17 protein-coding genes are annotated in these 19,549 nt (G+C 67.9%); 8 read left to right on the forward strand and 9 right to left on the reverse strand.

Annotated elements, in window-relative coordinates:
• The first annotated feature begins 79 nt into the window (after window positions 1-79).
• A complete protein-coding gene (locus tag IEY63_RS06280; RefSeq protein WP_189068152.1) occupies window positions 80-742 on the forward strand; it encodes a hypothetical protein in 663 nt (220 codons plus the stop codon).
• A 26-nt stretch (window positions 743-768) separates the two neighbouring features.
• Here the strand turns inward: IEY63_RS06280 and IEY63_RS06285 are convergent, their stop codons facing one another.
• The 5 genes from IEY63_RS06285 to IEY63_RS06305 all read right to left on the reverse strand — a co-directional run bounded on the left by IEY63_RS06285 (window position 769) and on the right by IEY63_RS06305 (window position 8,980).
• Window positions 769-1,545 (reverse strand): hypothetical protein, encoded by a 777-nt coding sequence (locus tag IEY63_RS06285; RefSeq protein WP_189068153.1) that lies wholly within the window; start codon window positions 1,543-1,545, stop codon window positions 769-771.
• A 46-nt stretch (window positions 1,546-1,591) separates the two neighbouring features.
• A complete protein-coding gene (locus IEY63_RS06290) occupies window positions 1,592-3,883 on the reverse strand; it encodes a dynamin family protein (RefSeq protein WP_189068154.1) in 2,292 nt (763 codons plus the stop codon).
• 37 nt (window positions 3,884-3,920) lie between these two features.
• Window positions 3,921-7,148, reverse strand: a complete 3,228-nt coding sequence (gene hsdR, locus IEY63_RS06295) for a type I restriction-modification system endonuclease (protein WP_189068155.1) — start codon at window positions 7,146-7,148, stop codon at window positions 3,921-3,923.
• A gap of 68 nt (window positions 7,149-7,216) precedes the next feature.
• The gene (locus IEY63_RS06300; RefSeq protein ID WP_229784528.1) at window positions 7,217-7,408 is read right to left on the reverse strand and encodes a helix-turn-helix domain-containing protein; all 192 of its coding nucleotides are present in this window, start codon (window positions 7,406-7,408) and stop codon (window positions 7,217-7,219) included.
• Window positions 7,409-8,215: 807 nt separating this feature from the next.
• Complete coding sequence (locus IEY63_RS06305) at window positions 8,216-8,980, reverse strand: HD domain-containing protein (protein ID WP_189068157.1); 765 nt, start codon at window positions 8,978-8,980, stop codon at window positions 8,216-8,218.
• A gap of 798 nt (window positions 8,981-9,778) precedes the next feature.
• Here IEY63_RS06305 and IEY63_RS06310 point away from each other — a divergent pair.
• Complete coding sequence (locus tag IEY63_RS06310; protein WP_189068158.1) at window positions 9,779-10,414, forward strand: hypothetical protein; 636 nt, start codon at window positions 9,779-9,781, stop codon at window positions 10,412-10,414.
• 45 nt (window positions 10,415-10,459) lie between these two features.
• Here the strand turns inward: IEY63_RS06310 and cutA are convergent, their stop codons facing one another.
• Window positions 10,460-10,780, reverse strand: a complete 321-nt coding sequence (gene cutA / locus IEY63_RS06315) for a divalent-cation tolerance protein CutA (protein ID WP_189068159.1) — start codon at window positions 10,778-10,780, stop codon at window positions 10,460-10,462.
• A 141-nt stretch (window positions 10,781-10,921) separates the two neighbouring features.
• Here cutA and IEY63_RS06320 point away from each other — a divergent pair, with 141 nt between their 5' ends.
• From IEY63_RS06320 to IEY63_RS06330, 3 genes are all read left to right on the forward strand, one after another.
• Window positions 10,922-11,365 (forward strand): LapA family protein, encoded by a 444-nt coding sequence (locus IEY63_RS06320; RefSeq protein ID WP_189068160.1) that lies wholly within the window; start codon window positions 10,922-10,924, stop codon window positions 11,363-11,365.
• A 95-nt stretch (window positions 11,366-11,460) separates the two neighbouring features.
• Window positions 11,461-12,315: an acetyl-CoA carboxylase, carboxyltransferase subunit beta gene (accD, locus tag IEY63_RS06325; protein ID WP_189068161.1), complete on the forward strand. Its 855-nt coding sequence runs from the start codon at window positions 11,461-11,463 to the stop codon at window positions 12,313-12,315.
• Entirely contained in the window at window positions 12,312-13,265 is a 954-nt protein-coding gene (locus tag IEY63_RS06330) for an acetyl-CoA carboxylase carboxyltransferase subunit alpha (RefSeq protein ID WP_189068162.1), read from the forward strand. The genes accD and IEY63_RS06330 overlap by 4 nt, the downstream gene beginning before the upstream one ends.
• A 162-nt stretch (window positions 13,266-13,427) precedes the next feature.
• Here IEY63_RS06330 and IEY63_RS06335 read toward each other — a convergent pair whose 3' ends face one another.
• A complete protein-coding gene (locus IEY63_RS06335) occupies window positions 13,428-14,300 on the reverse strand; it encodes a hypothetical protein (protein ID WP_189068163.1) in 873 nt (290 codons plus the stop codon).
• 49 nt (window positions 14,301-14,349) lie between these two features.
• Complete coding sequence (locus IEY63_RS06340) at window positions 14,350-15,117, reverse strand: peptidase associated/transthyretin-like domain-containing protein (RefSeq protein ID WP_189068164.1); 768 nt, start codon at window positions 15,115-15,117, stop codon at window positions 14,350-14,352.
• Between the two features lie 143 nt (window positions 15,118-15,260).
• Here IEY63_RS06340 and IEY63_RS06345 point away from each other — a divergent pair, with 143 nt between their 5' ends.
• Window positions 15,261-15,458, forward strand: coding sequence for a hypothetical protein (locus tag IEY63_RS06345; protein WP_189068165.1), 198 nt, complete (start codon window positions 15,261-15,263; stop codon window positions 15,456-15,458).
• A 101-nt stretch (window positions 15,459-15,559) separates the two neighbouring features.
• Here IEY63_RS06345 and IEY63_RS06350 read toward each other — a convergent pair whose 3' ends face one another.
• The gene (locus IEY63_RS06350) at window positions 15,560-16,261 is read right to left on the reverse strand and encodes a helix-turn-helix domain-containing protein (RefSeq protein ID WP_229784529.1); all 702 of its coding nucleotides are present in this window, start codon (window positions 16,259-16,261) and stop codon (window positions 15,560-15,562) included.
• A 45-nt stretch (window positions 16,262-16,306) separates the two neighbouring features.
• Here IEY63_RS06350 and IEY63_RS06355 point away from each other — a divergent pair, with 45 nt between their 5' ends.
• Together IEY63_RS06355 and IEY63_RS06360 are read left to right on the forward strand one after the other, a co-directional pair.
• Entirely contained in the window at window positions 16,307-17,536 is a 1,230-nt protein-coding gene (locus IEY63_RS06355; RefSeq protein ID WP_189068166.1) for an MFS transporter, read from the forward strand.
• A gap of 38 nt (window positions 17,537-17,574) precedes the next feature.
• Window positions 17,575-19,545 (forward strand): ATP-binding protein, encoded by a 1,971-nt coding sequence (locus IEY63_RS06360; RefSeq protein ID WP_189068167.1) that lies wholly within the window; start codon window positions 17,575-17,577, stop codon window positions 19,543-19,545.
• The last annotated feature ends 4 nt before the right edge of the window (window positions 19,546-19,549 follow it).

Consider the following 19,549-nt stretch of genomic DNA (forward strand, 5'->3'; position numbering starts at 1 on the left):
CGCACGTGGGGGCCGCGCGGATGATGGTCTGCGGCGCAGGTGCGGCGGCGTCCGGGGCGGGTGGGGGGTACGCTGACGCATGCGTGACCTGACGGATGACCGGATTCGGGAGCACCTGGGAGCTTACTTTCAGGTGCCTGTCCCGGCGGAACAGGACCGGGTGTCGTCGTTCGATTACTGCTTCAATCACTTCCAGGCGTTCCGGGAGCGGGGCGAGGCGGCGCGACTGGCATCCCCGGAGGTCCTGGAGCTGGGTTGCCTGCACCTGGGCTTCTACCTGGCCAGCTGGGGCATGATGCGCGGCTCGTCGGAGCTGCTGCAGCGCAGCCTGCGTCACCTCGTGCCGGTGCTGGAGGTGATCGCCGCCACGCCGGATGACCTGTGGACGCTGGACGTCCCGAACTACACCCCGGAGGCCGGGGCGCGGCTCCTGGCACTGGAGGAGCAGATCCGCCGCGCGCTGGGTGGCACGCGGGAGGCGACGCAGACGCTGTCCACGAAGGTCATGCTGGGGGTGTTCGGGAACGTCCCGGCGTTCGACACGAACTTCTGCGCGGGTTCCGGCCTGCGCGTCCTGTCGGCGCGGGCCGTGTCGGACCTGCGAGACTTCCACACGCGACACGCGGGGGCGCTGGCGCAGCCGGTCTACACCCGCGACTTCCTGACCGGGGCGTTCACGGGGCGGCGGTACCCGCAGGCGAAACTGCTCGACATGGTTTTCTTCCTGGAGGGGCTGGGCTGACCAGTCACCTGTTCGGTGGGGCGCTGTTATTTCAGTGGGCCCTTGTCCCAACCGGTGGGGGCGGGGGTCAACTTGAGGGGTTTGACGGGCCCGATCTTCGTGGCGACCCGCTCGTTGCCGCAGTTGCCGGTCAGTTCCTGCCAGGTGTACTTGGGCGTAGGTCCGGGAGTGACGCGGATTAGGGCGCTCGTCCAGCGGCCTCCGGACTCCACGGCACCGCAGTTGTCCTGGTAGGGCTGGGGCAGGCGCTCGTAATTCAGTTGGCCGAGCATACGGCGCACCGGGCCAAGTTCTGCAATGTCCAGCCATCCTTCGGTGTAGCCCTGCCCGGTAAACCCGCCGTCCAGCGCGAGTTCCGTGAATCCGTTGCGGTTGATGTCCTTCAGGGTGTACATCGACGAGTAGTGGTTGACGAAGACATAGTGCGCTGCGACGTTTAGGCCTTCCAGGATCACGAGACCCTGTAGGTTGCCGGGGCGTTGGTAGCACTGCGTGTACAGGTAGGCCATCTGCGGCCGGCCTTTTGCGGTGAATGATCCGGGAGCGGCGCCTTCGATTCGGAAGTCGTCCGTGCAGTACTCGGCATTGTCTGCCCCCCAGGCGTTCAGGGCCAGCGCTTGTCGGGCGAAGTACTGGACGCGGCCCCGTTCGCTCTCTGTCAGTCGAGGTTCCGGGAATGGAAGACGCGAGTCGTACAGAACCCGTTCTTGTGCCAGGGCCTGCCCGGCAGTCAGAAGGGTCAGGGTCAGCAGGATCCGGGACAGCAGCTTGGGGCGCATGCGTTTCAGCATAGGCAGCGGCACCTGCGCAGGATGCCGCAGGTGCCGCAAGGTGAGGTAGGGGAGTTGTTCAGGCGCGGACGCGGTGAGGCCGGTTCAGCGTGGCAGCAGCTGGGGTGGGGGCAGCCGGGGCAAGCAGGGGTGGGTGTTCTGCCAGGCGAAGTTCCAGTGCGTTGATGGCGGTGCGCATGGCCAGCCCGTTTCCGCGTTCCTGGTTGCTCAGGATTTCGGACACGAGGCTGCGCTGCTCGTCTAGGCGAATCTCGATTTCCTGGTTGAGGCTCTTGTACACGCCGCTGAGGCGTTCGGCGACGATATCCAGGTAGTGCTGGAACTGGCCGTGCAGGTATTTCTCAAATCCGGGGCGGACAATGTCGGCGAATTCGTCGTAGAAGCGGCGCACTTCGTCGTTCTGCATGACGGTGGTGCCCCGGCCGGACGCCAGGGTCACGGACTGCCGGGCTTCGTCGATCCGCTGCTGCATGCGGTCGTCCATGAAGTCCTCGATGCGTTCGCTGATGCGTTGCTGTTCGGACTCGATGATTTCCCGCAGGACACTACGATCCACGCGCAGGCGCGAGCGGATGGCGTCGACCAGTTCGATGGTGTCGTGCCGGAACAGCTCGTGCTCTTTGCTGAGGGTGGCGAGATCCTCCACAAAGGCATCCACGTGCCGTTCGGTGGTCTGCGCCGCCTTCAGCATGGGTTCCTGGAAGCGCTGGATCAGGCTCTCGAATGCGGCAAACGTGCGGTTGGCCACCAGCTGCGAGAAGCGGCTCAGGTACAGCCATCCGCCTTCCCGGCGTTCACGCCAGTGACGGATCAGGTCTTCCTGCTCGAACTGATTGATGATGTCCTGCACGTAGACCGAAATCTGCCGGATGCGGGTGTTCACGAAGTCCTGGTCCAGCTGGTCCAGCATGCGGCTGTTCTCAAGGCGCAGGTCGATTTTGCGGGCGAAGGTTTTCAGGCGAGCTGTCACGAGTTGCTGCGTGTGAATCAGCTCGCTCTCGACCTTTTTTTCCTGCTCCAGATCCTGTTCCAGGCTGCGCTGCTGCTGAATGTACGCCTCGATCTGTTTCAGCAGCAGTGAGATGGCGTCACCAATAGACGCGCGGGCCTCCTGCACGATGTCGGCGTTCTGGAACATCTTCGCGAGCACCTGCTGCAGTTCCGGAATGCCGGAGCGCTGGCGGTTACGGATTTTCTCGTCGACTTCCGTGCCGAGGTCATGCCAGTGCGACGACGTGAAGAAGATGTCCACGTCGCCCAGCATGCGAGTGAAGTACTGCGACTCTTCGGGCGTCAGTTCAGATTTCCGCAGGATTTCATCCAGCGTCTCGTTCAGGGCGCTGCGAATGCGTTCCAGCTCTTCCTGCTTGTGTTCTGCCAGGGTAGGAATGTCTTCGTCATCTTCCTGCGCCTGCCGCACGGCCGCGTCGTAGGTGACGTCGATCTTCGTGATGGCCATCTTGAGGCTGCGCAGCCGTCGTTTGCGGACCTGCGTGATGATGAAGTCCTTGTCGCTCTGGGAGTACGAGCGGCCACTGTGCGTGAGGAACAGGATGGCGTCCACGTCGTTGACTTCCCGTTCCGTGGCCTGCACGCGGTAGGCGTCCGTGTCGTCCAGGCCAGGCGTGTCGATCAGTTCAATGCCTTCGCTGATCAGTGGAATTGGGGCGAAGATCTCGACCCGTTCGACCAGGCAGTGCAGTGGGTCACGGCTGGACACGTACTTTTTCACCTGCGCAGCGAAGGCTTTGCGCTGCTTCCGGTCATTCCAGTCGTCACAGCGCAAGACGATAGGCCGATTCTCGTCCGTGACGTACTCGGCTAGCAGAGCGTCATGATCACGCTCCTGAACTTCCTTTCCTGCCTCTCGCGCCACCTCGTCTCGCTGATGCTGAGAGACGACTTTCTCGTAGAAGCGCTGATACCGCCGTGCCTGCGGATCACTGGGGTCCTCGCTGTGAATGGCCGCCATGCGAGTCCAGGTGGCGCGGGAGAGGAAGTGCACTTCGGCGCGGGCCGCGGTGTCATAGCGGAAGCTGGTGATGGTCGCCGTTTCCGGATTGGTGCTGACACTCGCGAGGTTGCCCAGGTCGCAGACCTTGTTGATGAAACTGGATTTCCCGACTTTGAAGGATCCGACGACGGCCACCCGGTAGTGTTCAGGCAGGCTGGTACGGTCCAGGCTGGCTTCCAGGGCCGCGATCTGCCGCGTGATGAACGGGTCTGGTGTGGGCAGCTGCGCTTGGAAATCCGTGAGGGTGTCGAGAATGTACGCGGCGTGGTTCCGCTGTGCGCGGAGATCCTGAATAGGGTTGAGGTGCGGGTCGGGCAGAGTAGTGCGGGTCGTCATTCAGGAACTCCGGAGGTGCACGAACAGGGAGTGAGGCTCAGGCGGAGGCGGTCCAGACGTCCTGCTGGAACTCGGTCAGCAGGTCAGGTAGCTGCCCGCCGAACACAGCTGTGCTGAGGCGGTCGAATCCGCCCAGTTCCTTGCGGACTGGGTTGGTGGGCTGGTCGAGCAGGTCACGGTCCAGGTACCCGTTCGCTTTGAGTTGCGCGGCGAGGCGCTGCAGCCACTTCTGTTGCGGGGGCGTCCAAGTTTTCGTGCCGAGCAGCCGGGCGAGTGCGGCGTCCACCCGCGCGTCGAAGGGTTGCGGCGATTCGTTCAGCGCGGCGGCCCGGATGAATCCGATGATGCTGGCGGCAGCGTCGACGTTCTTCACGTTGGCGTAGGCGCGTTGCAGGTTCACTTCGCTGAAGCCCTGCGCGTCCAGTTGCCGTTTCAGGTCCAACAGGTCGGTGCGGGTCAGGTCGGCGGGTCTCGTCAGGACGGTGCTCAGCGCGGGCAGCAGATCCTGGTTTTTCTGCACCAGCTGCTCGAAGGCACTCAGGTAGTCCTCGGCGCGACGACCACCGGGGAATTCGGACTGCACGTACATCACCTGGTCGGCATGCTCGCTGATGTAGATGGGCTGCCCGCCGCTGGTGCGGCCGGTGTCCAGCAGCGTCAGCATGGGGGCGTGCTGCGTGATCAGGTCGGCGGCCTCGTCGGGTGTGGCCTGCCGGAGCACCTGAATGAACGCTTCGGGCTTGTGGCCGGTCTCTCCTTCGAAGGTGTCGCGGGCGGCGTCGGTCAGGCGTCCTTTGACCCGCTGGAGTTTCGCGACCAGTTCATCCCGGAGCAGGGCGCGGGCCTCGGTGGTCGGGGCGGCCTGGAGATCCTCCCCGAGGCTCACGAAGCTGCGTTTGGGCTGCTGCACGACGGCGGGCATCGTGATGAAGTCCTGAATGGCCTCGTAGGCGCGGACGGCGTCGTAGATGCGGAACACGGTCTTGTCGATCTCGTCGCAGCGGCGCGTGGCGCGGCCCAGCATCTGCTCGAACAGGATGCGGCTGCTGACGCGACGCAGGAACACCAGCGTGCTGATCGCCGGGACGTCCACGCCGGTGGTCAGCAGGTCCACGGTGACGGCAATCGCTGGACTCGACTCGTTCCGGAATCGCCGCGTGAGCTGCAGGGGCTGATCGCTCGCGCCCGTGATCTTCATGACCGCTCCGTCGTCCAGTTCCCCGTACTTCGCCCGCAGAGCTTCCCGGAGAAGATCGACGACCTCGTCGGCGTGGCGGTCGTTCACGCAGAACACCAGGGTCTTGTCCGGTCCGAAGGGATTCAGGTGCTCGGCCAGGAAGGCGCACACGGCCTGGTTGAAGCCCTTGGCGATCACCCGCCGGTTGAAGTCCTCAATCTCCAGGCCCACGTCGTCAGGAGCTTCGAACAGCACGACTTCATCCGCGCCGGGCGTGTACGTGGGGATCTGCTCGCCCTGTTTGAAGCGAATGCCCGTCATGGACAGTTCCGTCTCGATCAGCGTCGGAGGCTCGTGATCGATCAACACGCCGTCCAGTACTGCCTGCCGGTACGTGTAGGCGTACACGGGCTTGCCGAAAATCTCGGTGGTGTGTAGAGCGGGCGTGGCGGTCAGGGCAACCTTGACTGCGTCGAAGTACTCGATCACCTGCCGGTACTTGCTGACGTACTCGTTCTCGTTGCGCCAGCCGAGTTCGGCGTCGGCCAGTTCACGGTCCAGCGTGTAGCCACGGTGCGCCTCGTCCACCACGATCAGGTCGTACGTCCCCACTGCCGGTGGGGCGTCACCCGTGACGCGCCGCACGAGCCCCTGGACGGTCGTGACATGCACGTTCGTGTCCGTGTCAATGTCTCCGTCGCCCATCGCGGTCAGGCCGAACGTCTCGGCGAATGTGCGCGTGCCTTCCAGGCGGGTGGTCTTGAAGTCGTTGCTGGCCTGCTCGCCCAGCGTCTCGCGGTCCACGAGGAACAGCACGCGCCGGAACCGACCTGCTTTCAACAGGCGGTAAATCAGGGCGATGGCCGTCTTGGTCTTACCAGTGCCAGTAGCCATGGCCAGCAGCAGTTCACGCTGACCGGCGGCAATCCCAGCTTCGACCGCCTGAATCGCGGTCTTCTGGTAGAGCCGCAGGCTCAACTCGTACTCCATCGGCTCGGACTTCAGGCGTTCATCGGCGGCGGCGGTGTCCTGATGCAGCAGGGCCAGCAGATCCTGTGGGGTATGCCAGCCGGGCAGCGGATGGGACGGATTCACGGGGCGGCGCGCATCCCGGAACCAGATGCCACTCTCGGTTCTCAGCTGCGCCAGGTAGGGGCGGCCGTTCGTCGCGAACAGGAAGGGCACCCGGTATTCGCCCCACGGTCCATGCGGGTAATCGAGATCGGGGACGCTGGCCAGGTTGAAGTGACGGCTATAGCGCGCCGCCTGCTCCAGACTGCTCATCACACTCTTTTTTTTGTGTTTGGCCTCGACGACGGCCACAAGCGTCAGCCCGGCGAACAGGGCGTAATCCGCTCGCTCCTTGTCTCCGACCGGCCACTCGGCGATGGCCAGATTCCGCCCCTTCGTTGGGCGGGTGCCCTTGGCGTACCGCAACTGCACGCTGTCTGTTTCCCAGCCGGCGGCGCGAAGCTGCGCGTCGATCAGCTCTCGGGTTTCTTCCTCGCTGAGATGAATGCGCGCCGCGGCCTGATTGGCAGCGGTGGCAATCCCAGACGTGTCTTTCGGCGCCTGCGACTGCGCGTCCTTCAGTCGGCGCTCGGCATCGGCCCGCGCTTGCTCAGCTTCAGCCAGCAGGGTGCGCAGGCGTTCCGCATCCTCGCGTTGCGGCGGATCAATGAAATCGCCGCACGTGTAGGTGGCGTCGTGGAAGGTCCGGATCAGCCATACCCCGACAATCCAGCCAAATTTCAGGTGGCTCAGTGCCTGCTGCTTCTCGCCCGTGAAGGCGTGGTTGGCTTCGTTTCCCGCCCGGCGAAGTTCGGTCAGGAGTTGCCACACCTCGCGGGGCAGCACGCCTTCCCGCTGCAGTCGGGCCAGACGAGCCACCTGGGTCTCGTCCTCGTCGAGCAGATGACCGGACCGCGCGGCTATAACCCGCGCCAGTAGCTCGCCGTACTGGCGCAATTTCAGGAGGGCGGTGTTGGGATCCTGGACCGCATACCGTTCTGCCAGCGTGCCGAGCTGAGCCAGCAGTGGTTCAACTCGGCTGAGATCTTCGAAGTTGGAAGGTGGACTGCTGGGCATGCGAACTCCAGGTGCATCAACGAGAGGGAGGAATCAGTTGATGTCAACCTACCGCACTGCCTTCTGATTCACTGCCGAATTTGCAGGATGTCCCCCACCTGGTAGGGCACACCCGTCAGGTGGTGCAGTCCAGCCAGGAGGCGCGTCAGGGTGCCCTTCGCGATTGCGTCTGTGCGGTCGTGGTACAGGGCGCTGATGGTGGCAGGGCGGAGGCCACTGGCCTGAGCCAGTGCAGTCTGTGTCAGGCGGTGCCGTCCCATGAGCTCGCTCAGGCAGCAGATCACGTGTCCGGGCGGTGGCGGCGTTGTGATCTGATTCTGGGGCTGTGGAATGGTGTGGCGTGGGGGAAGCTCCATACGCCGCAGCGTAGGAACCGGCGCGGGGTGAGTGGCCCAGCGAAGCCCGTTTGCGTCATGGTCAGAAGGGGTGATGCCCTTCAGCAGGGTGCTCTGGAAGAGGTACGAAGGAGGAAAGCCATAGTCATCCCCACGGGGATGAGGTCAGGGGGTCATCCCCGCTACAGCTGTGGCTGGATTTTTGACGTCTGGGAGAATGCGCGGCGGTTGGGGATGAGAGTGAGGGGCACTCACGATGGATCTGCTGCGTAACGGGCGGAAAAGAGAGGGGGTGGCCTGTGAGTAAAAAATTTCGTGGGACCGTCATTTTTCATTGACTGGCAGGGGATTATCGGGGTTCTGTTCCGGTGTAGTAGCAGTGTAGTAGGGCTGAAAAACCACTCAGAACCCGGTAGGGGCACCCAGTCGCGGGAAGGAGTTTTTCGGCGTCCTGGCGGGCATCGAATAAAACTGTGTAGTTGTGTCCAGGAGCGCTTAGAGATGCCGCTGCGCCCTCCAAAACCGTAGGTCGTGGGTTCAAGTCCTACAGGGCCCGCCACGAAAAACCCCCTCCGCATGAGGGGGTCTTTTTTTTGCTGCACTCTCCACACCAGGAGGCGCTTCATTACGGCGAGCCCTGAGAGACGTGCCCTTCAGCGCTGCGGGCCTGTCCGTGAGCGCCGCGTCGTGATTCACCAACAGCGCCCCCACTGCGGCTTCAGTACAGGTCACTCAGGACTCGCCAGGACCCAGGTGGCGCCTGCTGAACTCTCGGAGGGGCCTGTAGTTCAGCACGTCTCGTTGATGTACGCCGCAGGCGAACTCCAACGCAGTGACAGTCCGGTCGAGTTCGGTAAACAGGGCGTGCAGCCGCACCTGCCCGTGTCCCCCCGGCGCGCGGTTGTACGCCCAGACGAGCAGGCGGTAGTACTGCAACGTGCCCTCCTGCTCGGCGTTGAAGCGATCAAAGAACGCCACGCGACTCTCTGGGCTGTCCCCGAACGCCAGGACATCCGCGAGGATCGCGCGGGCATTGTGCAGCTTGTCAGACGCACTCACCAGCAATGAAGCGGCACTTTCAGGCTTTTCAGTGCGAATCAGTTTCCGCAGGTACGCCATTTTCCGTTCAGACCAGGGTGCCTTCTTCCCCGCGATCAGCCCCGTCTCCTCGGTCGCGCCGGACACCAGCGCCTCAACCTGTTCACCGAACTCCTGCCGGATCACGCGGCGGAGTTCCTCCCGGGTCTCCGCACGGCGCGCCACGTCAGCCTGGATGTTCTCTGGCCCGTCCTCCAACGCGTCATGCAGCAGTGCCGCGATGGCCTCATCCTCGGACGCGCCAAATTCCAGGGCGACGGACGCAACGCCCAGCAGGTGCGAGAGATAAGGGACGGTCGCCGTCTCGCCCATCGGCACCTTGCGGTACTGCCCGGCATGCCAGCGGTGCGCCCGTTCCAGGGCGTGCAGGAAACGATCCGTCAGGGGAAAGTCGCTCATGCGGTCATCCTACTGATCACTGCTCTCTTCGGAGCGCAGCGCCCATCAGCCATCTGTCTTGCCGAAAGCATCAGATTCTGGAGGTCATCCCTGGAGCTACGCGCACCCGGCTGGCTTCCCGCTGAAGCAGCTGAACGCGTTCTGACATGACCGGCAGGTTATCTCGCAGCTGACCCGCCGGTGGGTTAAAGTGACCACCCTCGTCAAAGCGCGTCCGGGACAGCGTTCATCATCCGAATGGGTGTCCCCCTCTCCTTTTGGCAGGGTCTGTCTACTTCCGCAGCGACTAGTTCACTTCACCGGCTTCCAGCGCCTCCGATGCTCCGCACGTCAGGTGATTGCGGAGCATGACGCTCATCCGTAGGGCGTCCCGCTCGCGGTGATCACCCCCTACGACTGCTCTGCCTGCTCATGCCTCTGCACCCGTCCTGCGCGTGCATCTCCTGCCCCACGCCGGAAACCGCACGACCCGGTACGGCGCGGTCAGCTGCTCGAACTCCATTCACGGCGCGCCCTCGTCGGCCACTTCACGACGTACTCCTGCCGGTGGCTCGCCGCGTGGCGGGCCAACCTTCAGAAGCGCAGGTCGTGGGTTCGAGTCTTACAGGGCCCACCACGTGACACCCTGCATGTTGGTCCGGGGTGTTTCGCCGTGTCGGTATTTTGCGGCGCACGTTACAACTCTGACGGTACATGCACAGGCGCCGGTATGAAGCCTCGCTGTGAACTTCACCCCAGCCGTCTCCGGCGGGCCTTTATAGACTCTCGGTCATTCCCTCACGAGAGTTAAGGAGTCCCATGAAGAAGTTCACTACGTTGTCCCTCGTTGCCCTGAGCGTGTTCCTCGCCAGCTGCAGCAAGATCGTGGGCGCGGCCATTCCCACCCAGACCATCAGTAACCCGGCCGGGCTGGAAGGCAAGCAGCTCGTGGCGTCGTCTCCTCTGATGATCGAGTCGGTGCGCGGCACGGTCAGTTACAGCACGGCCGGCGCCCCCTTCGACGACATCCAGATTCCGGACCTGCCGTTTGGCATCAAGCCCGGCGGCCTGGACTTCAAGACTGGCTTCAGCCAGATCGACGTGACTGGGGCCTGCGTGAAACCGCAGACCTTCACCGTGACGGTCCGCGACGTGAAGGTGGACGCCAGTGACGCGGCGGCCAGCGCGAGCTTCACCGCGAACGCGGCAGCGCAGTTCACGCTGACCAAGTCGTCTGAAAGTGCCGGGAAAGCCGCGTACGGCGTGTCCGACACGAAACTGAATGTGAGTGCGGACGTGGAGACCGCCAAGAAGTTCTTCTCGATCCTCACCACGGGCGGCAAGAACACTGTCAGCGTCACGGCGACCATCAGTGCCAGCGACAACGGCCTTGCCGGCTGCACCATGGGCTTCATCCTCAAGGACGTGAGCGTCACCCTGAGCAAGTTCCAGTAAGGTCGTCACCGCAGCCGCCCCTTCCATGTGGAGGGGCGGCTGTGTTCAGCGCTGGGGTGGGGTGAGGGCGTCGCGCAGCCACGCCTGGAATTCCGGCAGGGCGCGGTCGTACTGTAGGGCGATGATCTCGGGCACCTCGTAGGGGTGCACGGCCTTGATTCGAGCCTCGAGGTCCGGGTACTGCTCACCGCTGGTCTTGATCAGCAGCAGGCTCTCGGGATCCTCGGCGACTTCGCCCTGCCAGCGGTACACGCTTTGCAGACCCGGAATGATGTTCACGCACCCGGCAAGGTGCTCGGCGACCAGGGTGCGGGCCAGGTCAAGGGCCCGCTCAGGGGGGAGGGTGACCATGACGACAAGTGACACGCGTCCAGCATACGGCCTGCGTGGGGGGCGCACGAGGGGGTCCCCCCGGAGCGTGAGGGTGCGCCCGCCGGGGTCAGCTCCGCCCGCAGCGTCAACGTTCCCCTAAGACGGCTGCGCGCCGGGCCCGGGTACCCTAAACGGATGAGAACCGTCGTGCTGATCGTGGTGCTGGTGCTGCTGGGCCTGTTCGCAGTGCTGAACACCAACGCGCTGATGTTCCCCCACACCCTGAGCCTGGGCTTCGTGACGTACTCGGGTGTGCCCATGGGGCTGATCCTGCTGATCGTGGCGGCCCTGCTGGCGCTTCTGTTCTACTTCTGGGCGGGTCTGACGGGCCTGCGTGCTCAGGCGGACAGCGCGAAGCTGCTGCGTGACATGGAGGCCCTGCGCCTGAGCCTCGACCAGCAGGAGGGCAGCCGCTTCGCGCAGCTTCAGACGCATCTGGACGAGCGCTTCCGGGTGCTGGGTCAGGGTACGGACGGGGCGGAGGTGGCGGCCCTGCACGCGCGCGTGGACGCCATGCAGCGGGACCTGAACGTGCAGCTGGCGCAGCTGGACGACTACCTGAAACGTAAGCTGGGTTGAGCCGGGCCGGGGCAGGCGCCGCTGGACACTCGTTGCACCCGGTGCAACTCAGGCAGGCCGCGCCCCCTAGAATGCCGGTCGGAGGAGTACACCGCATGGCCCTTGACCGTTTTTTCCGCCGTCGCCGCCCGCAGCTGCAGCCGGGCGCGGACGTGCCAGACCTGTGGACCCAGTGCCCCGCCTGCAAGGAAGGGGTGTACAACCGCGACCTGGAAGCGAACGCCTACGTGTGCCCCAAGTGCGGGCATCACATCCGGCTGGACGCCGCGCAACGCGTGCAGGTCCTGCTGGACGAAGGCAGCTTCCGGCAGCTGTCAGGCCGCGTGCAGCCCACCGACGCCCTGAACTTCCAGGACACCGAGGCCTACACCGACCGCCTGCGCCGCGCCCAGAAGAAAACCGGGCGTCCCGACGCGATCCTGACCGGCACCGGCACCATCCTGGATGTGCCGGTCACACTGGCCGTCATGGACTTCGCGTTCAGTGGCGGCAGCATGGGCAGCGTCGTGGGTGAGGAGATCGCCCGCGCCGCCGAGCACGCTGCCGAGCACGGCACGCCCCTGGTCATCGTGACCGCCAGTGGCGGCGCCCGCATGCAGGAAAGTGCGCTGTCCCTGATGCAGATGGCCAAGACCACCGTCGCGCTCGAAACCCTCGCGGACCGGGGGCTACCGTACGTGAGCGTCCTGACTGACCCCACCACCGGGGGCGTGACCGCCAGCTTCGCCACCATCGCCGACGTGATCGTCGCCGAGCCCGGCGCGCTGATCGGCTTCGCAGGTCCGCGCGTCATCCAGCAGACCATCCGCCAGAGCCTGCCCGAAGGCTTCCAGCGCGCCGAGTTCCTGCTGGAGCACGGCATGGTGGACGCCGTCGTGGACCGCCGCGAGCAGCGCGCGTACCTGGCGTCCCTGCTGGGCCTGCTGACCCACCGGGAGGAAAGCGCTTGACCGCCAGCATCGACACCCTGAAAGAACTCGAGGCGCGCGTGCACGACCTGGAAGTCACCGCGCAGAAGACCGGGCAGAACCTCGACGCGGCCCTGAACCCCCTGCGCGCCGAGGTCGAGCGCCTGCGCGCCCAGCAGCCCAAGGCCGCCCCCAGCCGCTGGGAGCGCGTGCAACTGGCCCGCGCGCAGGGCCGCCCCACCGCGCTGGACTACGTGGACCGCCTCTGCACCGAATTCACCGAACTGCACGGCGACCGCCGCTACGGCGACGACCCCGCCCTGATCGGCGGGCCCGCCCGCTGGCAGGGTGTGCCCGTCATGCTGCTGCTGCAGCAAAAGGGCCGTGACACGAAAAGCAAGATCAAACGCCGCTTCGGCAGCGCCAACCCCGAGGGCTACCGCAAGGCTGTGCGCCTGATGGACCTGGCCGAGAAGTTCGGTCTGCCCGTCGTGGCCCTCGTGGACACCCAGGGCGCGTACCCGGGCCTGGAAGCCGAGGAGCGCGGGCAGGGCTGGGCGATTGCCGAGAGCATCCGCCGCATGCTGAACCTGCGCGTGCCGGTCGTGAACGTCGTGATCGGCGAGGGCGGCTCGGGCGGCGCGCTCGCTATCGGGGTGGGCAACCGCGTGCTGATCCAGGAGAACGCCTGGTACTCCGTGATCTCCCCCGAGGGCGCCGCGAGCATCATCTGGAAGGACGCCAGCAAGGCGCCCCTGGCGGCCGAGGCGCTGCGCCTGACCGCCCCTGACCTGCTCGCGCTGGGCATCGTGGAGGAAGTCATTCCCGAACCCGCCGGCGGCGCCCACCTGAACACCGACGAGGCCGCCCGCGCGGTTGGCGAGGCCGTGACCCGGCACCTGCGCGAACTGGCCGCGCAGGACGCCACGACCCTGAAAACCGACCGGGCCGCCCGCTTCCGCCGCCTGGGGGCGTACACCGAGACGCCCTGACCACTGACGAGCAGACCGCCGGACCTCACAGAGGGGTCCGGCGGTCTGCTCTGGCTCTGGTGTCTGGCTGAACGGCTGATTCAGAGGCTTCATGCGGGTGTCAGGACCCGTGCATGCCTGCCATGCGGGACCGGTCGGCTGGCTGCACCAGCCTTCAGGTGCTCAGTTCACGTTCACGAGGTCCACGCTGACGTTCTGCGTGGGGGGCCGAATGCTGGGGCGCGGACCGGGGGCGTCGGTGGTGCTGTAGACGTCCACCAGATCGCCACTGTCCACCTTGCCGTTCCCGTTAGTGTCCTGAATGGCGTTCAGCGTGTACGGGCGGTCCTCCAGCGCCGGGAAGCTGAAGGTGCCGCTGACCGTGACCGGCTGGATCTTCGTGGCGGGGCTCGCGCAGTTCGGGTCCTCGGCGTAGCAGGCGACCACCAGCGTGCCCGCGGCGCTGCGGCCCTCCGGTGCGTTCACGCGGCCACTGATCCCGATTTTCGGGAAGGTCTGACCCGGGCGGTCCGTGCGGTAGAAGGCCGTGGTGCCCGGCGTGTCCTGCAACTGCGTGAACAGGGCCTCCTTGCCGTAGTCGTCGACGCTCAGCGCCCAGCGGCGCACGGTGGGCGTCACCGGGGCGTGCTGGACGGGGCCGCCGCAGACGGTGGACTGCACCTCCCCCTCCAGCGGCGTGAACGTCATGAGGTCCCCGCTGAAGGCGGCAGTGCCCCGCTCGGTGCTCAGGATCCGGCTCTGGCAGGAGCCGCTGCCCACGGCCAGCAGGCCCGTGTAGGCGTACGTGCCGTTTGCGTAGACCTTCATGATGAAGCTGCTGCCGGTCGCGCCCTGCCACGCGCCGGTCGAGGGATCGTAGTAGCCGATCGGGGAGGCCTCACCGGCCTGCCACTCGCCCTGCACCTGCGCGGGCACGCTGCCGCCCGGCGCCGGGTCCGGCGAGGGCGAGGGCTGAGGAGCGGGCTGCGGTCCGCCGCAGGCGGTGACGAGGACAAGCAGGGCAGCGGAAGCAAGCGTGGACAGCTGAACGTTCATGGGTGGACTCCTGGGAATGACAGAGGGACTGAAGGCGCGGCCGCCCGGTTCAGGGCGCCAGGCGGACGGTGAGGTCCGCGAACAGGCCGTACGAGGGGGTCTCGTGGAACGTGATGGTGGTGCTCGTGGCGTAGGTGCTCTCGGCGCGGCCCATCAGCTGCATGGGCTGGGCCGGACCGCCCTGCGGCACGTACCGGGCCGTCATGACGTACCGACCCAGGGGAATGTCCCGCACCATGGTCTCGTCAGTCAGGTGGCGGGTCAGGACCTGCCCAGCACTGCCGTCGATGAGCGGCCCGTCGGGCGTCAGCGTGAACTCGACCTGACTCATGTCGAAGTCGGTCTCCCCGCCGAAGTACGGGTACAGCTTGCCGCCGTACTCGCCGCCGCCCGGCACCTCACCGGAGATCTTCAGCGTGAAGTTCCGCACCGCGCCGGTGTCAGTGGCGAAGGCCGCGTCACTGTCGGGTTCCAGCGTCAGGTTGTACCAGTCGCCGGCGTACTTCACCTTGAAATGTCCCCCGGCGCGCCACGTGCCCGGCGTGTCCCTGGGCAGCGGGACGCTGTAGCGGCCCTGCGCGTCGGTGGTGCCCAGCGCGTTCATGTTGTAGTACAGCGTGTTGTCCGCCCAGACCTCCGCGCCGGGGACCGGCTGCCCGGCGGCGTTGCGCACGACGCCGGTCATGGTGTAGGGGGTCTGGCTGACCGGACCGCCCCCGCCCTGGCTGGGCGGCGTGGAGCCAGCCTGGGTGGAGGAACAGGCGCCCAGCAGCAGACTCAGGGCGAGCAGGGTGGTGACAGGCAGGGATCGGTTCATGAGAGGACCTCCGGGTGCCCCAGCGTGGGGCGAACGTGCCGTCATCCTGCCCGGGGAAGCGTGGCTGACGGATGGCGCGCGGACCGGCGAGCCCGGCCTGGACTGTCACGCGCGGATCACGCCCCCGCGCCTAGCGTGCGGGCATGGACGCCCTGATTGACCTGACCGTACGCGCGCTGCTCCTGGCGCTGCTTCACCCGCTGCCGCGCACGCTGCTCCTGCTGCTCGGCGCGCTGTACGGCGTGGGCAGTGGCTGGCCGCCGCCCGTGTCCGCCGCGCTGGGCGCGCTGGCACTGGTGTCCGCGCTGCTCGGCGTGCGGCGCGCCCTGCGCCCGCTCTGAAGGGGTGTCACCCGCCAGCCATGCCGGGCGGGACGGGCTTTAGGATCACCTGGGTGGCTGGCCCGGTCCAGCGCCAGGCCGCGAGCCTCAGGTGATCTGCGTCACTCCGGCCGGGTGGGGATCAGGGTCAGGCGCAGCAGGTGGGCGGCGCCGTCCGGGGTGCTGCGGGCGCGGTAGCGGGCGTGCAGGTCACGCAGTTCCCGTTGCAGCGCCTTGGCGTCCTCGGGGCGCAGGGTCAGGGTGGTGGTGTTGTCCCAGATGGCGGGGTACGGGTCGCCCAGCAGGGCGTCGAGCAGCCCGCCGGACCCGCTGGCCTGCGGCTGTCCGGGCGGGAACGGCAGCAGCACGTGCGTGTCCAGGCCGCGCTCGGTGCCGGAGGTGTACAGCCCGAACCAGCGGGGATCGTCGGCCAGTTCACTCCAGGCGCGGGTCAGGGCGTCCAGCACCGAGCGGCGCGTGTTGTCCAGCGACGCCTCGTACAGCGCCTGCACGGACGCGGCGTCCGTCACCGCGAACGGCACGAAGTACCGCGGGGAGGTCGCGCGGTAGTGGTGCACAGCGCGGCCCGCGCGGGGTTCGGTGCGCGTCACCTCCAGCAGGCCCAGCCGCTGGAACTGCCGCACGCGGTACAGCATGGCGTTCGTGGACACGCCCAGGTCCCGCGCGACGTCCGAGACGCGCCGCTCGCGGTAGATGAACGGCTCGAAGAACTGCCGGGTGTACGCGTCGGCCAGGACCCGCGCCGCGGCCGGGTCCTCCAGCCGCTGCCACCCGCCGGAGCTGGGTGAATCGGACGGTGTCATGTTCACCAGGGTAAGGGCCACGCTGCCCGGCATGGAGAAGCGCACATGCTGAACGCTCCCGCCTTCGTTCCCCTGTGGCTGGGCCAGGTGATCACGCAGGTCGGGGACCGCGCCCTAGGCCTCGCGCTGGGCTATTACGTGTTCCGTGAGACCGGCTCGGTGACCGCCACGGCGCTGCTGGCGCTGTCCGGGTACCTGCCGGGCCTGCTGTTCGGGTCGTTCGCGGGGGTGCTCGCGGACCGCTGGGACCGGCGGCGGGTGCTGATCATCAGTCAGCTGCTGCAGGGCGTGGTGGTGCTGGCCCTGCTGCTCGCCACGCGGCCCGGGTGGCTGTGGGTGGCGTACGCCGTGATGTTCACCGAACTGACCCTCAGCCTGCTGGCCCTGCCCGCCGGGGCGGCGCTGCTGCCCACCCTGGTGGGCGCGGGCCGCCTGGGGCGCGCCAACGCCACCCTGTCGGTCGGCACGACGGTCGCGCGCCTGCTGGGCCCGCCGCTGGGGGGCCTGCTGGTCGCCCGGTCGGGCGTGGCGGGTGTGGTGGTGTTTGACGCTCTCAGCTTCGTCCTGGCGGCCCTGTGCTTCACGCGCCTGCCCCGCCCGGTCCCCACCGCGGCGCCGCGTCCGGACGGCCCGCCGGACTCGCTGCTGGGCTCGTGGCGCGCCCTGGCGGCCGAGTGGCGCGCGGGCCTGCGCGTGATCGCCGGCCACCCGGTCATCCTGAGCCTGATGGCCGTGCTGGGCCTGACCAGTCTGGGCGGCACGCTGGTCGACCCGGCGTACATGCCCTTCGTGCAGGGCGTGCTGCGCGCCGACGCGACCCAGGTGGGGCTACTGAGCAGCGTGATGGGCGCCAGCACCCTGCTGGGCGGCCTGAGCGCCGCGTGGGCGGTCGAGCGCTTCCCGCTGCGGCGGCTGATCGTGGGCGGCACCGTCCTGGTCGGCGCGCTGATGCTGTTGACGTACACCCAGGCGTCCCTGCCGCTGATGTTCGTGGGCGTGGCGCTCATGGGCCTGCCCATGGTCGTGGCGAACGTGGCGACCTCCACGCTGGTGCAGCTGGCCACGCCGGACGCGTACCGGGGCCGGGTGTACGGGGCGCTGGGTACCACGAACGCCCTGGTCGGCGTGATCGCTGCGGGCGGCGCGGCCCTGGTGGGCGCCCGGGTGGGGCCGGTCGCGCTGCTGACGGTGGCAGGCAGCCTGACCCTCCTGGCGGGTGTGGTGGCGACCCGTCTGCCCAGCCGCACGGAACAGGTGGCGCCCGCCGGCGACTGAAGCCCGCCCAGGGGAGCCCTGGTAGACTCGGTGCACCCATGACCGAGGTGCTCCCCTGGGCCCTGACGCTGCTCGGCCCGCCCGCCCTGCACGGGCCCGGCGGCGTGACCGTGCGGCCGGAACGCAAGACGGCGGCGCTGCTGGCGTACCTGAGCCTGGAGGGCCCCACCAGCCGCGCCCGGCTGGTGCACCTGCTATGGCCGGGCACGCCGGGCAGCAGCGCCCGCAACAACCTGGTGCACCTGCTGCGCCGCCTGGCCCGCCACGCGCAGCCCGGCCTGATCACCGGGCAGGAGACCCTCAGCCTGCATGAAGCGCTGCCGGTGGACGCCCGCGACGCGCTGCGCCCAGACGCACCGGTGCCGCCCGGCGAGCTGCTGGCCGGGGTGGCACTCGACGACCTGCCGGACCTGGACGACTGGCTGGGCGCGCAGCGAGGGACGCTGGACGCGCTGCGCCTGGCCCGCCTGACAGCCGCCGCGCAGCGCGCGGAGCACGCGGGCGACCTGCCCGGCGCGCTGCGGGCCGCGCTGGCCTGGCTGGACCTCGATCCGCTGTCCGGCGAGGCGGCGCGGCAGGTGATGCGCCTGCACTACCTCAGCGGGGACCGTCCGGCCGCGCTGGCGGTGTTCACGCGGGTCCGGGAGCAGCTGCGCCGGGAACTGAACCTGCCGCCCGACACGGCGACGCTGGCGCTGGCTGGGCAGATCCGGCGCGGCGAGCCGCTGCCCGGTCAGGCGCCCGCTGCGGGGGCGCTCCCGCTGGGCGTGCTGCGCCCCCCGGTGCTGGTGGGCCGGGAGGCCGCGTGGGCGCATCTGGAGTCCGCGTGGGCGGCGCGGCGCACCATCTACCTGACCGGCGAGGCGGGGGTGGGCAAGACCCGCCTCGCGCAGGAATTCGCGGCCAGCAAGGGCCGGGCGCTGTTCCTGCCGGGCCGTGCGGGCGCGCAGGACGTGCCGTTCGCCGCCGCCACCCACAATGCCCGCGCGCGCCTCGCGGCGAACCCCGGCGTGCCGCTACCCGACTGGGTGCGGCGGGAACTGTCACGCCTGCTGCCCGAACTGTGGGCCGGTCCGCCCCCACCGCCCATCCAGTCGGAAGCCGCGCGGCTCCAGTACTACCTGGCGCACCTGGAACTGGTGCGGCTGACCGCGCCCGGCTACGCGGCCGTGATCACGGACGACGTGCAGTACTACGACCCGGCGACCGTGGAACTCGGCACGTTCTTCCTGACGCAGGCCCCGGCCGGGGACCCGGGCGAGGTGCCGCGTCACCTGATCACGTACCGGCGCGGCAGTCTCAGCGCGCACGCGCAGGCCCGCATTGACGGGCTGGTGCAGGCCGGACTGGCCGCCCGGGTCGACCTGGACGGGCTGGACCTGGCGGGCACGCACGCCCTCCTGAGCTCGCTGGACGCCCCGCCGGAACTGGCCGGGGCGCTGCACGCCCGCACGGGCGGAAACCTTCAGTTCCTGCTGGAAGCGCTGCGGGCCGCGTTCCAGGGCGGTCAGTTCACGCCTGACCCCGTGGCACCTGTGGGCCTGGACCGCCTGCTGGCCGGTCGGCTGGCGCGGCTGTCGCCCGGCGCGGCGCAGGTGGCGCGCGGCGCGGCGGCGCTGGGGGACCAGTTCACGCTGGAACTCCTCTCGGAAGTGCTGGGCCTGACCCTGCCGGACCTGGCGGACGCCTGGGAGGAACTGGAGCGCGCACAGATCATGGTGGGGGAGGCCTTCAGTCACGACCTGCTGCGCGAGGCGGTCCTGGCGGACCTGCCGGACGCGGCGCGCGGCCCGCTGCACCGCGCCTGCGCCCGCACCCTCGCCCGGCACGGCGCGCACCCGGAGCGCGTCGCGCGACACTGGCAGGCCGCCGGGGACGCGGCGCAGGCGGCCGGGTGGTGGCGCCGGGCCGCCGCGCACGCCGAGGCCGCAGGGCGACCTGACGAGGCCCGGGCCGCGGCCCGGCTGGCCGCGCAGCTTGAGGGACCTCCCGCACCGGACCTGCCGTAGCATG

This window comes from Deinococcus radiotolerans (assembly GCF_014647435.1).
In the GTDB taxonomy this organism is placed as follows: Bacteria; Deinococcota; Deinococci; order Deinococcales; family Deinococcaceae; genus Deinococcus; species Deinococcus radiotolerans.

What these genes read in the sequence shown, in the direction of transcription:
- IEY63_RS06280 (WP_189068152.1), top strand. Translation starts at nt 80, where the DNA reads ATGCGTGACCTGACGGATGACCGGATTCGGGAGCACCTGGGAGCTTAC.
- IEY63_RS06290 (WP_189068154.1), bottom strand. Translation starts at nt 3,883, where the DNA reads ATGACGACCCGCACTACTCTGCCCGACCCGCACCTCAACCCTATTCAG.
- hsdR (WP_189068155.1), bottom strand. Translation starts at nt 7,148, where the DNA reads ATGCCCAGCAGTCCACCTTCCAACTTCGAAGATCTCAGCCGAGTTGAA.
- IEY63_RS06300 (WP_229784528.1), bottom strand. Translation starts at nt 7,408, where the DNA reads ATGGGACGGCACCGCCTGACACAGACTGCACTGGCTCAGGCCAGTGGC.
- IEY63_RS06305 (WP_189068157.1), bottom strand. Translation starts at nt 8,980, where the DNA reads ATGAGCGACTTTCCCCTGACGGATCGTTTCCTGCACGCCCTGGAACGG.
- IEY63_RS06310 (WP_189068158.1), top strand. Translation starts at nt 9,779, where the DNA reads ATGAAGAAGTTCACTACGTTGTCCCTCGTTGCCCTGAGCGTGTTCCTC.
- IEY63_RS06320 (WP_189068160.1), top strand. Translation starts at nt 10,922, where the DNA reads ATGAGAACCGTCGTGCTGATCGTGGTGCTGGTGCTGCTGGGCCTGTTC.
- accD (WP_189068161.1), top strand. Translation starts at nt 11,461, where the DNA reads ATGGCCCTTGACCGTTTTTTCCGCCGTCGCCGCCCGCAGCTGCAGCCG.
- IEY63_RS06335 (WP_189068163.1), bottom strand. Translation starts at nt 14,300, where the DNA reads ATGAACGTTCAGCTGTCCACGCTTGCTTCCGCTGCCCTGCTTGTCCTC.
- IEY63_RS06340 (WP_189068164.1), bottom strand. Translation starts at nt 15,117, where the DNA reads ATGAACCGATCCCTGCCTGTCACCACCCTGCTCGCCCTGAGTCTGCTG.
- IEY63_RS06345 (WP_189068165.1), top strand. Translation starts at nt 15,261, where the DNA reads ATGGACGCCCTGATTGACCTGACCGTACGCGCGCTGCTCCTGGCGCTG.
- IEY63_RS06350 (WP_229784529.1), bottom strand. Translation starts at nt 16,261, where the DNA reads ATGACACCGTCCGATTCACCCAGCTCCGGCGGGTGGCAGCGGCTGGAG.
- IEY63_RS06355 (WP_189068166.1), top strand. Translation starts at nt 16,307, where the DNA reads ATGCTGAACGCTCCCGCCTTCGTTCCCCTGTGGCTGGGCCAGGTGATC.
- IEY63_RS06360 (WP_189068167.1), top strand. Translation starts at nt 17,575, where the DNA reads ATGACCGAGGTGCTCCCCTGGGCCCTGACGCTGCTCGGCCCGCCCGCC.